Source organism: Gaetbulibacter sp. S0825 (genome assembly GCF_011777505.1).
In the GTDB taxonomy this organism is placed as follows: Bacteria; Bacteroidota; Bacteroidia; order Flavobacteriales; family Flavobacteriaceae; genus Pontimicrobium.
This window is the reverse complement of the sequence record NZ_JAATJT010000002.1, coordinates 487,421-501,202: the sequence shown is the minus strand read 5'-3', so window position 1 is coordinate 501,202 and position 13,782 is coordinate 487,421. Positions and strand designations below refer to the sequence as shown.

General features: G+C 32.8%; 12 protein-coding genes. 7 read left to right on the top strand and 5 right to left on the bottom strand.

Annotation, left to right across the window (positions count from 1 at the left end):
• The first annotated feature begins 90 nt into the window (after nt 1–90).
• From prfB to HB672_RS09985, 3 genes are all read left to right on the top strand, one after another.
• A protein-coding gene (prfB, locus tag HB672_RS09995) for a peptide chain release factor 2 (RefSeq protein ID WP_167611806.1) occupies nt 91–1,198 on the top strand; the annotation gives its coding sequence in 2 pieces (ribosomal slippage) (nt 91–153 and nt 155–1,198; 1,107 coding nt in all).
• A gap of 1 nt (nt 1,199) precedes the next feature.
• On the top strand, nt 1,200–1,541 hold the full coding sequence (gene arsC / locus HB672_RS09990) for an arsenate reductase (glutaredoxin) (protein WP_167611803.1): 342 nt from the start codon (nt 1,200–1,202) through the stop codon (nt 1,539–1,541).
• Between the two features lie 127 nt (nt 1,542–1,668).
• Nucleotides 1,669–4,104 carry a TonB-dependent receptor gene (locus HB672_RS09985; RefSeq protein WP_167611797.1) on the top strand — a complete coding sequence of 812 codons (2,436 nt, stop codon included), beginning with the start codon at nt 1,669–1,671 and terminating at the stop codon, nt 4,102–4,104.
• 72 nt (nt 4,105–4,176) lie between these two features.
• Here the strand turns inward: HB672_RS09985 and HB672_RS09980 are convergent, their stop codons facing one another.
• Together HB672_RS09980 and HB672_RS09975 are read right to left on the bottom strand one after the other, a co-directional pair.
• Nucleotides 4,177–4,359 (bottom strand): hypothetical protein, encoded by a 183-nt coding sequence (locus HB672_RS09980; protein WP_167611794.1) that lies wholly within the window; start codon nt 4,357–4,359, stop codon nt 4,177–4,179.
• A 242-nt stretch (nt 4,360–4,601) separates the two neighbouring features.
• Entirely contained in the window at nt 4,602–6,137 is a 1,536-nt protein-coding gene (locus HB672_RS09975) for a M28 family peptidase (protein ID WP_167611791.1), read from the bottom strand.
• A 183-nt stretch (nt 6,138–6,320) separates the two neighbouring features.
• Between HB672_RS09975 and fumC the strand changes: the two genes are divergently transcribed.
• Both fumC and HB672_RS09965 read left to right on the top strand, forming a co-directional pair.
• Complete coding sequence (gene fumC, locus HB672_RS09970) at nt 6,321–7,718, top strand: class II fumarate hydratase (RefSeq protein WP_167611787.1); 1,398 nt, start codon at nt 6,321–6,323, stop codon at nt 7,716–7,718.
• 49 nt (nt 7,719–7,767) lie between these two features.
• Nucleotides 7,768–9,162 carry a T9SS type A sorting domain-containing protein gene (locus tag HB672_RS09965; protein WP_167611782.1) on the top strand — a complete coding sequence of 465 codons (1,395 nt, stop codon included), beginning with the start codon at nt 7,768–7,770 and terminating at the stop codon, nt 9,160–9,162.
• Nucleotides 9,163–9,296: 134 nt separating this feature from the next.
• Here HB672_RS09965 and HB672_RS09960 read toward each other — a convergent pair whose 3' ends face one another.
• Together HB672_RS09960 and HB672_RS09955 are read right to left on the bottom strand one after the other, a co-directional pair.
• Nucleotides 9,297–9,893, bottom strand: a complete 597-nt coding sequence (locus HB672_RS09960; protein ID WP_167611779.1) for a Crp/Fnr family transcriptional regulator — start codon at nt 9,891–9,893, stop codon at nt 9,297–9,299.
• Nucleotides 9,894–9,901: 8 nt separating this feature from the next.
• Nucleotides 9,902–10,591 carry an aspartate/glutamate racemase family protein gene (locus tag HB672_RS09955; protein WP_167611774.1) on the bottom strand — a complete coding sequence of 230 codons (690 nt, stop codon included), beginning with the start codon at nt 10,589–10,591 and terminating at the stop codon, nt 9,902–9,904.
• Nucleotides 10,592–10,708: 117 nt separating this feature from the next.
• Here HB672_RS09955 and hutI point away from each other — a divergent pair, with 117 nt between their 5' ends.
• Complete coding sequence (gene hutI / locus HB672_RS09950; protein ID WP_167611771.1) at nt 10,709–11,947, top strand: imidazolonepropionase; 1,239 nt, start codon at nt 10,709–10,711, stop codon at nt 11,945–11,947.
• 55 nt (nt 11,948–12,002) lie between these two features.
• On the opposite strand, the gene HB672_RS09945 is transcribed toward hutI, so the two are convergent.
• A complete protein-coding gene (locus tag HB672_RS09945; protein ID WP_167611767.1) occupies nt 12,003–12,893 on the bottom strand; it encodes a chromosome partitioning protein ParA in 891 nt (296 codons plus the stop codon).
• A 322-nt stretch (nt 12,894–13,215) separates the two neighbouring features.
• On the opposite strand from HB672_RS09945, the gene HB672_RS09940 reads away from it, so the two are divergent.
• A complete protein-coding gene (locus HB672_RS09940) occupies nt 13,216–13,776 on the top strand; it encodes a VTT domain-containing protein (RefSeq protein ID WP_167611764.1) in 561 nt (186 codons plus the stop codon).
• Nucleotides 13,777–13,782: the final 6 nt, after the last annotated feature.

Below are 13,782 nucleotides of genomic sequence, written 5' to 3'. Positions count from 1 at the left end.
TCAAAAAATGAATTTCTATGCTGCAAATAAATTTTTCAATATTAATTTTTAACACGATTTAATAATCCTATTTTTGTTGAAAATTGAATCATGATTACATCCGATCAAATAAAAAATCTTAATACACGCCTTGACAAACTAAGGCACTATCTTTGACATTGATGCCAAACTTATAGAAATTCAAAACGAAGAAGAACAAACGTTTGATCCTAATTTCTGGAACGACTCAAAGCATGCCGAAATCGTTATGAAATCGATTCGTGAGAAAAAAAGTTGGGTTGAAGATTATAAAACTTCTAAGACATTAATTGAAGACCTCGAAGTGATTTACGAATTTTTTAAAGAAGAGGAAGCTTCAGCTGAAGATGTCCAAAACAGATATGACAAAGCACTAAACCTTATTGAAAAATTAGAGTTTAAAAACATGCTGTCAGAACCAGGCGACTCACTTAGTGCTGTTTTACAAATAACCGCTGGTGCTGGTGGTACTGAATCTTGTGATTGGGCGAGTATGCTTATGCGTATGTATTTGATGTATGCTGAAAAGAGCGGTTTTAAAGTTAAAGAACTAAACTTTCAAGAAGGTGATGTTGCTGGAATAAAAACAGTCACTCTAGAAATTGAAGGCGATTATGCTTTTGGTTGGCTAAAAGGCGAAAATGGCGTCCATCGACTGGTACGAATTTCTCCGTTTGATAGCAACGCAAAACGCCATACCAGTTTTGCTTCGGTGTATGTATATCCTTTAGTAGATGATACCATAGAAATTGATATCAATCCAGCAGATATAGAGATTACTACTGCTCGTTCTAGTGGTGCTGGAGGACAAAACGTTAATAAAGTTGAAACTAAAGTTCAACTACTGCACAAGCCTTCAGGAATACAAATACAATGTTCCGAAACAAGATCACAGCATGATAATCGTGCAAGAGCCCTTCAAATGCTAAAGTCACAATTGTATGAAATTGAACTACAAAAGCAAATGGCTCAACGTGACGACATAGAGGCTGGAAAAATGAAAATTGAATGGGGAAGCCAAATACGCAATTATGTGATGCATCCTTATAAATTGGTAAAAGACGTACGTTCTAATCATGAAACTGGAAACGTAGATGCTGTAATGGATGGAGACATTGAACCGTTCTTAGAATCGTATTTAATGATGATGGGGCAAAAAACCGAAGACAAAAACCTATAATATGATACAAATATACCATAACAACAGATGCAGTAAATCTCGTTGCGGACTACAAATTTTAGAAGATTCAGGGAAAGAATTTCAAGTGGTTAAATACTTGGAAGACATCCCAACAAGCGAAGAATTAAAAAGCATTATCAAGCTTTTAGGCATTTCGCCAATAGATTTGGTTAGAAAAAACGAAGCCATTTGGAAAAAACACTACAAAGGTAAAAACCTAACTGATAATGAAATTATTGATGCAATGGCTAGTAACCCAAAACTCATTGAAAGGCCTATTGTTATTAATGGCAACAAGGCCGTTATTGGTCGTCCTCCAGAAAGTATTCTAGATATTCTTTAATTTTGTTTAATTTTTGTTTGTGATTAATTAACAAAGTGTTGATTTCTTTTAACATAAGTTTAACCAAACTAGGTTAAACCCTCTTCTATTTTTGCGGTCTAAATTGCAAAAATCACACAAGAACAACATGAACAAACTAACCCTAACCATCCTTTTTATAGGACTATTCGTAAATAATTTAGTTGCACAGCAAGGACCAAGTCCTTCAAATGTGTTAAAAGATGTAAAAATAACTGGTAAAATTATCGACAAAGAAACAAAAGAGCCTTTGGAATATGCCACAGTTGCATTTTTTAGCAAGCAACAAAATAAAATTGTTACAGGCGGCATTACAGATGTTAAAGGAAACTTTAATATTCCTGTCCCAGCCGGAATATATGATGTATCTATAGAATACATTTCATTTAAAAAGATAACCTTAGGCGATCGTCGTTTATTAGATGATACTAATCTAGGGACTTTCGAAATGGAAATCGATGCACAGTCACTAGGCGAAGTAGAAGTTATTGCCGAAAAAACAACCGTAGAAATTAGATTAGATAAAAAAATCTACAATGTTGGTAAAGACCTCACAGTAAGCGGAGGAACTGTTAGTGATGTATTAGATAACGTTCCATCGGTTTCGGTAGATGTTGAAGGAAATGTGGCTCTAAGAGGTAACGATAATGTTCAAATTTTAATCAACGGAAAACCATCAGGTCTTGTAGGATTAAACTCAACTGATGCTTTACGTCAATTGCCAGCTGAATCTATTGAAAAAGTGGAGGTTATTACATCACCTTCTGCTCGATACGAATCTGAAGGAACTGCAGGGATTCTAAATATCATCTTACGTCGTAGTAAATTACAAGGATTAAATGGAGCAATAACACTAAATGGTGGCCATCCTGATTCTTATGGAATCAACGGAAATATAAATTACCGAACTGGAAATATTAATATTTTTAATACGTCTGGATATAGATATAGTAATTCTCCTGGAAACTCTTTGTCTTTAACGGAATATTATAGTACAAATAGCTTTGTAGATGAGTTTAGAGACACTGAGCGTATTAGAAAAGGTATTAATACTAATTTTGGAGTAGAATGGTATATAAATGACTCAGCTTCATTAACTAATTCAATTGTATATAGAGATAGTAATAATGAGAGTACAACACTTAATGAGATTTTTCAATACGACAGTAATCGCAATTTAACTGGTGAAAGTTCACGTCTAGATCCACAGTTTCAGGATAACAAAACTGTTCAATTTAGCTCAAACTTCACTAAAGACTTTGAAAATGATGCTAAATTCACTTTAGAATTTCAATTTGAAGACACCAATGAAGACCAAGAATCAAATGTTATTGTAGATAACCTTAACTCTGAAATTGTAACTACACTTCAAGAAGAAGAACGCATACTATTACAATCTGACTATGTGCTTCCTATTGGAGAAAACACACAATTTGAGTTAGGATATCGTGGTAGTTTTAAAGACAATATTACAGACTACACCGTTGAGATATTAAATGACATGACCAACAATTTTGAAATCGACACAAACCTTTCAAATGTTTTAAATTTTAAAGAAGATATTAATGCACTTTATACTCAGTATGGTACAAAATTTAATAAGTTCTCTTTCTTATTAGGTTTGCGTATGGAAAACACAAGAATTACCATAGATCAACCAACAAGTGGTGATTATATTAAGAAGAATTATACAGGTTTATTTCCTACAGTTAATTTAAATTATGAAATAAGCGAAACCGAAAATATCACTCTAGGATATAGCAGACGTTTACGTCGTCCACGCTCACGAATGATTAACCCTTTCCCTTCTAGATCTAGTGTTACAAGTATTTTTTCTGGTAACCCAGATTTAGACCCAACTTACTCTGGAACTTATGACTTAGGATATTTAAACCGCTTTGGCAAATTTGTGTTAAGTACATCTATTTATCATACGCATTCAACAAATTCTTGGAACTTTATTAGCTTTGATAGTGGAGAAACTGCCACAGTAAATGGACAAGAAGTTCCAGTAATACAACGATCACCTATAAACTTGTCGACTAATGATCGTTATGGTTATGAATTTAACTTAACCTATAGTCCAAGTAGAGCATGGCGTATTAATGGTGATTTTAACTTCTTTAAATCTATTGACAGAGGTGAATTTAATGGGATAAACTTTGATAATGAAAACGTTAGTTATAGAGCACGTTTAAGTAATAAATATACATTACCAGCCAAGATTGATTGGCAAACTACAGTATCGTATAGAGGCCCAAGTGAAGGAGCACAGTCTAAAAGCAAAGGAGTCATTTCAACCAATATGGCCTTTAGCAAAGATGTATTTAAAGGTAATGGGTCTATTTCTGCAAGAGTAAGTGATTTGTTTAACACAAGTATGCGTCAATCAGAAACGTTTACTGATACTTATGAGAGCTATGGAGAATTTAGATGGAGACAACGTAGTTTTAACCTATCATTCACTTATAGATTCAACCAGAAAAAGCAGCGTCAACGACAAAGTCGAGAAGATATGGGTGGTGACGAGGAAATGATGTTCTAATATGATAGAATAATATATAAACTAAAAAAGGAAGCCAATTGGCTTCCTTTTTTTATATGATAAAACACAAATTTATTGTGTTAATGCGTCGCGTTTTGCTTTCTTTTCAGCTTTAATTTCTCTAAGTCGCTCTATTAACGAACCTCCAATCCAGTAAGGCACTACAAAGGTTATTAAAAAAATCATTAACCAGAAACCTATGGTTAAAATGGTTAAAAAAGCTAAAAATCCTAAATATTGGTCAAATTCAAACATAATTGTGGTCTATTGTTTTAAACTGTGTACAAAGATAAGTTAAGAAATATTGTTATACAATAGGAAATTTCAAATTTATTAACAGGATATGAACGGTTGGATTTTGGAGTTTCGTTTAACTATTAATGTGTATGAGTTCGTTTTAATAACTTATACACTACGTTAAACGAAGTTATATTTTTAATTATATAAAGTCAATACCTTATATGTTTGTACTTAATTATTTTATTAACATATATAACTTAATCCCTCACCTTCCTAGGCACCATGGCTTCATTTTCAGATAACTTATAAATAGTCCAAGCTAAAATAACTGCATTTTTCATAATATCTTCTTCTGGTACATACTCCAACACATCTAATTGTGTATGATGTGTCACATTACCATAAGCTAGTTCATCTTGTATAAATTGAAACGCTGGAATATTGTAATGGTCAAACGTTTCATGGTCTGTGGACAAGGTGTTCTCAATTGTTAAAGCACCTTCACTTAAATTATCTATTGGTGCAAACACGTCTTCAAACACAGGACGAGCCATTTCATTTTTTTGCAAGTATAAACCTCTAATAGCTCCTGCACCATTGTCTAAATTCAAATACGCTGAGATTTTCTTTGACGCATTATTAGGTTTTTCTAGCAAGCCTCCAAAATGTTGTCTTGCATAAGCCGCAGAACCCAAAAAGGCTTGCTCCTCGCCTCCCCAAAGTCCCATTCTAAGGGTACGTTTTGGTTTGTAACCAATGGCTTTTAAAATACGTAAAGCTTCAACTAGTACAACACTGTTTGCGCCATTGTCTGTAGCTCCTGTTCCAGAATGCCATGAATCGAAATGTGCACCAATTAATATCGTTTCAGATTTTAATTTTGGATCAGCACCAGTTATTTCACCAATAATATTGACATTATTACCTGGTTCGTTATAAAATTCAGTTTCAAGATTCAATCGTATTTTTGGAGTCGCTCCTAGCTTTATCATTCTAGCTAATCGTCCAAAATGCTCAGGCATTATGGTAAAATATGGTAATGGTTTTAAAGCTCCTGTTTGATAATAATACGTGCCATCTGGATGCAATATTCCTAACAAAATAGAACGCGATTTTAAGACAGCTAAAGCACCTTCGGCTTCTATAAATTCTAAAAACTCTTTATCATATACATCACTTGTTTCCCAACCTTTAAACAAATCTGGCAAGGGTGTTTGCTTTGTTTTTGGTACCAATTTATCTTCCATTTTGTCTAGCTCATCTTCACTATAGCGCTTAGACACTTTTTCATTAAGAGGCATTTGTCTAGGTTCTGTACCTAACAACACAACTTTACCTTTTAACTTCCCTGCATATTGCTTCCTTATGGCGTCCATACTTCTAAAACTCTCAATATGAACTACTTCTCCTTCAACTATGCCATTACTGCTTTTGGCCATTGCTAGTGGATAAGCATTAATATGCATAAAATTTGGCGATGTCATTTCTACATTAAAACTTTTCATACTCCATCCGCGACAATTATCGCAGTAATTCTCAAAATGTACATTATCCAAACCCAAACTTTTCATTTTATTAGAAATAAAATTTGCAGCTGCTAAATATTCTCTAGAACCTGTTAGGCGGTGACCATAAACTTCAGTAAGTTCTTCTAACATAGACATGGCTTGCGTGTTTAAAAAACCTTCTGTTCTTATTTGAGCTAAAACCTTTTGATCTTTACTGATTTGCGAAAAGCTATTTGGCATTATTAAAATAAATGCTAGAATGAAGAAAATGTTTTTAAATTTCATAATGAATCTGGTTATCAATTTTAAATTTTGAAATCGAATATAACATTTATTTAATCTATAATTTAGTTTTATAACTAAAGTGTTTAAAACTTTACCATTTTGTATATAAATCATTGAACTTAGAGATAAAAAAAGTAAGTGAAATGACGTAAATTTGTTACGTAAATAAAATCATTAAAAACAATGAGTTACCGAATAGAAAAAGATACTATGGGAGACGTAAAAGTCCCATCTGATAAACTTTGGGGAGCGCAAACTGAACGCTCTAGAAACAACTTTAAAATTGGAGCGCCAGCATCAATGCCTTTAGAAATAGTTTATGGGTTTGCATATTTAAAAAAAGCAGCAGCTTATGCAAACTGTGAACTTGGTGTATTACCTAATGAAAAACGTGATTTAATTGCTCAAGTTTGTGATGAAATATTAAGCGGAAAGCATGATGAACAATTTCCATTAGTAATTTGGCAAACAGGCTCAGGAACACAAAGTAATATGAATGTGAATGAGGTTGTTGCTAATAGAGCACATCAAATTGCTGGAAAAGTAATTGGAGAGGGTGATAAAACCATTCAACCTAATGATGATGTCAATAAATCGCAATCGTCAAACGATACCTTCCCTACAGGAATGCATATTGCAACTTATAAAAAGATTGTAGAAAACACTATTCCTGGAGTAAAGCAATTACGAGACACACTCCATAAAAAAGCTAATGATTTTAAGGACGTTGTTAAAATTGGTAGAACCCATTTAATGGATGCGACACCTTTAACACTTGGTCAAGAATTTTCTGGTTATGTGTCTCAATTAGATCACGGCTTAAAAGCACTTGAAAACACCTTACCACATTTAGCTGAATTAGCTTTAGGTGGAACAGCCGTTGGAACTGGTTTAAATACGCCAAAAGGCTATGATGTCTTAGTCGCCAAATATATTACTGAATTCACTGGATTACCTTTTATAACTGCCAAAAATAAATTTGAAGCCTTGGCAGCTCATGATGCCATTGTAGAGTCGCATGGTGCTTTAAAACAACTAGCTGTATCACTTAATAAAATAGCCAACGACATTCGTATGATGGCTTCTGGGCCACGCTCAGGGATTGGAGAAATTATTATTCCAGCCAACGAACCAGGAAGTTCTATTATGCCTGGAAAAGTAAATCCTACTCAATGTGAAGCTTTAACAATGGTGTGTGCTCAAGTTATGGGGAACGACGTAGCTATAACTGTTGGAGGCACTCAAGGGCATTACGAATTGAATGTCTTTAAGCCAATGATGGCAGCAAACTTATTACAATCAGCTCAATTATTAGGTGATGCTTGTGTAAGTTTTGATGTGAACTGTGCAATAGGTATAGAGCCTAATCATGCTGTAATTAAGGAGTTGTTAAACAATTCGTTAATGTTGGTAACAGCTTTAAATACAAAAATAGGGTATTATAAAGCAGCCGAAATAGCAAACACCGCTCATAAAAATGGAACAACTTTAAAAGAAGAAGCTATAAATTTAGGCTATGTATCAGCAGATGATTATGACGAATGGGTAAAACCTGAAGATATGGTTGGAAATTTAAAATAACATCTATTATTTAATTGAAATAAAAAATATTAACCTTAATAGCATCACTATGAAAAACAAATTACATTGGTTTATTATTCTTTTCTGTATATCAATTGTTGTAAATGCACAAACAACTTTTAGTACTAAGAATATTATTGCTCTTACTGGAGATCAACCGTATAGGATGGTTTCTGGAGACTTTAATAATGACGGTAATATAGATTTAATTGTTGCAACTTTTGGAGATAACACCATTGAGTTATATAGTAATGACGGTACTGGCTCTTTTTCATTGCACTCGTCATTAATAAACACATTAGATGGAATTACAGGAATAAAATTTGTTGATCTTAATGGTGATACTTTTGAAGACATTGTTGCTTGTTCATACAGTAATGATAAAGTTGTCTGGTTTGCCAACGACGGTGGAGGTGGTGGAAATTATGGAACAGAACAAACAATATCAAGCTCAGTTAATGGAGCCTCTGGCTTAGCAGTTGGAACTATTGATGCTGGAACTTCTGTGGATATTGCTGTTTCTGCAATTGATGATAACACCATTGTTTGGTTTAGTAATAATGGCTCAGGATCGTTTACAGGACCAACCACTCTAGACAATACCCTTACAAGTCCAGACACAATTACTTTAGAAGATTTAGATGGAGACACAGATTTGGACGCCATAGTAGTGACAAGTCAAAGTTCGTCTACTAATGTTGTCGAAATCTTTAGAAATAATGGCGCAGGAGCTTTTACTAAAGATGCATCATCTGTTGGTAGTGGATTAAATTATCTTTCTGAAGCTATTTCGGTTGATTATGATGGCGATGCAAATTTAGATATTTTAGTAACTGAACTTGGTGAAACAGCTGGAGCTGGCTCTCTTATTTGGTATGAAGATACAGGCGCAGGATTTTCATCTACTACTATCACTACAAGTTTTGGTAATCCCTCTATGGCTCGAATGAAAGATTTAGACAATGATGGTATGAATGACCTTATAGTAAGCAGTGGTGCTTTAGCTGATGTTAATGATCTAATTTGGTTAAAAAATAATGGTTCTGGAAGTTTTGGACCTGAACAGGTAATAGACAATACACAAAATCAAGCATATGTGTTTGAATTAGCAGATTTTGATAATGATACCTATCCCGATATTGCAAGTTCTGCTTATAATGATGACCATCTCAATTGGTTTGAAAATCAATATTACATTTTAGGATTGGATGATAACGACAAAGATTCGTTTGGGATTTACCCAAATCCTACATTAGATAGATTGAATTTTAGGAGTACTAATTCTGAGGATTTTAATATCTCCGTTTATGATTTGTTAGGCAAAAAAGTCTTGGGAGCCACTAAAAATGTTAATTCACCTTTAGATGTTTCTACTTTAGAATCTGGAATCTATATATTAAAACTTGACGATTTTAGTAAAGCATATAAGTTTATAAAACAATAGAAAAAAACACATAATTAATAATGCAAAAAGCAGGTAAACATTAAGTTTCCTGCTTTTTTCAATTGGTTAGTTAGCTATTAATCTTTTCCTAGGATAATTATGTAATATGAAGTGATAAAAATATCATTCTTAAACTAATTCTTCATTAACATATGTTTATAGTTTAGTTTTTTTCTAACTCTACTCAATTGCACAGGAGTGATGTTTAAAAAAGAAGCTATTTGAAATTGTGGAATAAGTTCATCTATATTTGGAATACGTTTTCTCAAATTAAGATATCGCTCTGTTGCATTTAGAGACATTAGTTCTAGACTCCTGCGTTCATACTCCATAAATATATTTTCTAGCACTTTATTATATAGGTTAGAAAGTTGGATATCTGTTTTACACATACCCAAAAAAGTTTCAAAATTAGTTTCAATTACTTTACACTCGGTAAGCGTTTCATAAGTTAATTTTGATGGCCTTTTGGTAATAATAGCCGTTAGTGGTCCTACAAAAGATTTTGGAACAAACAACTTTTTGTTATACTGCTTACCAGATTCTGTACTTATATAGGCTCTCATAACACCAGAAATAAGCATATAGACACTTAGTGAGGGAATTTCACCTTCTCTAGCTACTATTTCGTTTTTCCTGAGAATTCTATATGAAGTAATTTCTTGAAGCCTTTTAAAAGCCGCTTCATCTATTTGAGTAAAAGAATTTAAAAAAACAAAATTAGCATTCATAGTATTACTTATTTTAAAGTGCTATTAAATGCTGCATTTGCATGAATTGTTGTAGTATCAAACACAGGAACAGAAACATCTCCTTGTTGAATTAGCAAAGGAATTTCAGTACAACCTAAAATTACACCTTTTGCGCCATTGCCAATTAATTTATCTATTATTTGCGAATAAATTTGTTTAGATGCACTATTCATGATGCCTTTTGATAATTCTGAGTAAATAACATCATGTATTTTTTCTCTCTGTTTAAAATCTGGAATAATCACTTTAATCCCATTAGAAAGTAAAATATCTTTAAAAAAATCCTTCTCCATAGTATACTTTGTCCCTAATAGAGCTACTTCATTAATTTGCTGTTCTTTTATTTTATATGCTGTTGCTTCAGCTATATGTATTATTGGTATTGAAACCACTCCCCTTACAGCATCAATGGACAAATGCATAGTGTTTGCACAAATAATGATAAGGTCAGCTCCTGCTTTTTCCAGACTTTTTCCAGCGCCCTTCATTATTTCATCCAATGCATCCCAATCATCTTGTGATTGAAGACTAGAAATTTCTCCAAAATCTAAACTATGAATTATTGTTTTACAAGAATGATTTCCTCCAAACTCCTTATTGGCTAAGTCGTTTAAGATTTGATAATACAAAATGGTAGATTGTGGTGTAATGCCTCCAATAAGTCCAATAGTTTTCATAAAATCATATTTGTTAGTAGAATCATTGCAAATAACAAAATTAATTTAAGCTATTATTTATTAAGCATCATATTTATTCTAAATTTATAGCTCGAAACAGAATTATTCAAAATTTAAATGACCACACTCATAATTAATATTAAAGAATTACTTCAAATACGTGATATAAGTATCGATAAAGTTTCTGGAAATGATATGAAGCTTTTACCAACCATTAAAAATGCATTTGTTTTAATTGAAGATGATGTTATTATAGATTTTGGAGAAATGCAAGATTTGCCAAAAACACAAACAGATAAGCAAATTGATGCTACAGGTAAAATGGTATTACCAAGTTGGTGCGATTCGCACACACACATTGTCTATGCTGGAAATAGAGAGCAAGAGTTTGTTGATAGAATTAATGGTTTGAGTTACGAAGAAATCGCTAATCGTGGTGGAGGCATCTTAAATTCTGCAAAAACACTTCAAGAAACCTCTGAAAACGATTTATATAACCAATCTATCCCTCGTGTTAAAGAGGTTATGAAACTTGGTACAGGCGCAATTGAAATCAAATCTGGTTATGGCTTAACAACCGAAGCTGAACTTAAAATGTTGCGTGTTGCCAAAAGAATTGAAAAGGAGTTTCCTATATTAGTTAAAACCACTTTTTTAGGCGCTCACGCACTTCCTTTAGCCTATAAAAATAGAAAAGATGACTATCTGGATTTGGTGATTAACGATATGTTACCAAAAGTTGCCCAAGAACAATTGGCAGACTACATTGATGTTTTTTGTGAAAAGGGCTATTTCTCGCTTGAAGATACCGAACATATTTTAAAAGCTGGAAAAACATATAATCTAATTCCTAAAATTCATGTAAACCAATTCAATGCATTTGGAGGCGTTGCACTTGGTGTAAAACATAAAGCTCTATCTGTAGACCATTTGGAGGAATTGAATCAAGAAGACATTACAGCCTTACAAGACAGCAATACCATTCCTGTGGCTTTACCTTCTTGCTCCTATTTTTTGAGTATTCCATATACACCAGCAAGACAACTTATTGATGCAGGTTTGCCATTGGCTTTAGCAACCGATTATAATCCAGGTTCTACACCAAGCGGCAACATGAATTTTGTAGTGAGTACAGCTTGTATAAAAATGAAAATGACTCCTGAAGAAGCCATTAATGCTGCAACCATAAATGGTGCTTATGCTATGGGATTATCTAACGAATGTGGTAGTATTACTAAAGGTAAAAAAGCAAACCTTATAATCACGAAAGAGATTACAAGTTATGGTTTTTTGCCTTATGCCTTTGGAAACAACCATATTGATTCTATTATTCTTTCTGGAAAAGTATTAACATAAAAAAGCCTTAGCAATAATGCCAAGGCTTATTTTCTATCTAAACCTAATTAAAGGATTACTTTAGTATAAATTCTGTAGAAGACACTAAATTCTTTTGGTCAAATACGTTAACAACATAACGCCCTGCACTAAACTTATCTGCTCCTCTTGCATCAACAAACTCGCATACATCTAAATTTCTTGATTCATAATTAAACTTGCTTATTAAGCTGTAGTTTAATGTTGTCTCTTCAAATTTAATTTGCTCATTTAATCCCAAAACATTGCTTTGTGGATCCAATACCTGTACAAAGAACTCTTTATCACCCTTTTCAACTAAGTTGTTTTTGGCAACAGTGTAGCACACTCTAATTTTGTCTACTCTTCTAGCTCTTTCCATTGGAACTAATTTACCTGATGTACGTACTAATACACCATAACCTTCCAGTTTAGCTGCAGTTAATACTGCTGCGTTTTCAACGATATCAGCTAATTCAGAGTTTTGAACCAATAAAGAATCATTGAACATCGTTGTAGATTCTAATTCAATTTTTGTGCTATCTAAAGATGATGCCAATAATACGTTCTCTATTTTTAAAGAATCATTTTCAGCTAGAATCACATCCATTTCAGATTGAAGGTCTAAGAATTTCTTTTTGTATCTCCATAAACTTCTTACAGAGTTCTCAGAAACTTTAAGCGAATCCATTAATCCTTTAATACGCTCTCTAGCTTCTACTAATTTTTGGTTTGCTACCTCGTTTTCGCCAATTGCTACATCAAATTGAGCAGCCATATTGTTAAGGTCTTTTAATACTAATTCTTTTTCTTCTGTTAATTGCTTTTTTGTATCTACACTATCGTTGTATAATGAGTACGAATAAAATGCTGTACCTACTAGTAATAATACTGCGATGCTTAAAATTACTTTTAAGCTTCTATTGTTGTCTGCAGCTTTGTTTTCCATAATTGATAATTGTTTTGTTAATTGTTTTATAAATCTAATTAAAACTTTAATGTTTGTTTTTGTAATGAGCAAATAATTATAACCATGTAATTAACAATTACTAATTAAAACCTCATTCAGCATTATATACGACAAACTAAAAAATTTAGATGTCGAACGCTATTAAATATCTTTTACAAACGAACATAGACATTACAAAACACCGATAAATAAAGCGATAGTACCATTTTTAGTTTGTAGTAAAAGTTTTGTTAAAATTTTAAACTAAACATGATTTCGTGTAACTTTTTTCAAATATCTTCGTCGTATTTGAAACTAAACAATGACCAAGAAAACTCAAAATGTATTGAAATGGCTGTGGATTAGCATTATAACTATTTGTGTGGTTGTATATATTGCTGACCCTTCTGTTTTTGCTAATGAAACTATTGCTGCTTTTATACTCAAGTTTAGTGGTTATGCCTGGGCTGCTTATTTATTAATACATCTACTAAGAGGTTTTGTATTATTACCTAGTACTCCTTTAATTTTTGCAGGCGTTATTTTGTTTCCTAATCAATTAATTTGGGTGTTAATAGTATCCCTAATTGGAATTTTAGGCTCTTCGGTGTTAATCTATTACTTTTCAGATAAGCTTGGGTTTTCAAGTTTTTTTGAAAGTGAAAGCAAAAACATAAAGCTAATTAAAGAGAAACTTGCTAGTAAATATGGCTTTTATTATATCCTGTTTTGGTCGTTTTTTCCAATAGTGCCTACTGATATTATTTGCTATGTTTCAGGAGCATTACGTATAAAACTACCTGTGTTTGTTAGCGCTTTATTGTTGGGAGAGTTGGTATTGTGCTCTATTTACATTTTTGGGGCGTCCTATTTTATGAGTTAAACAATT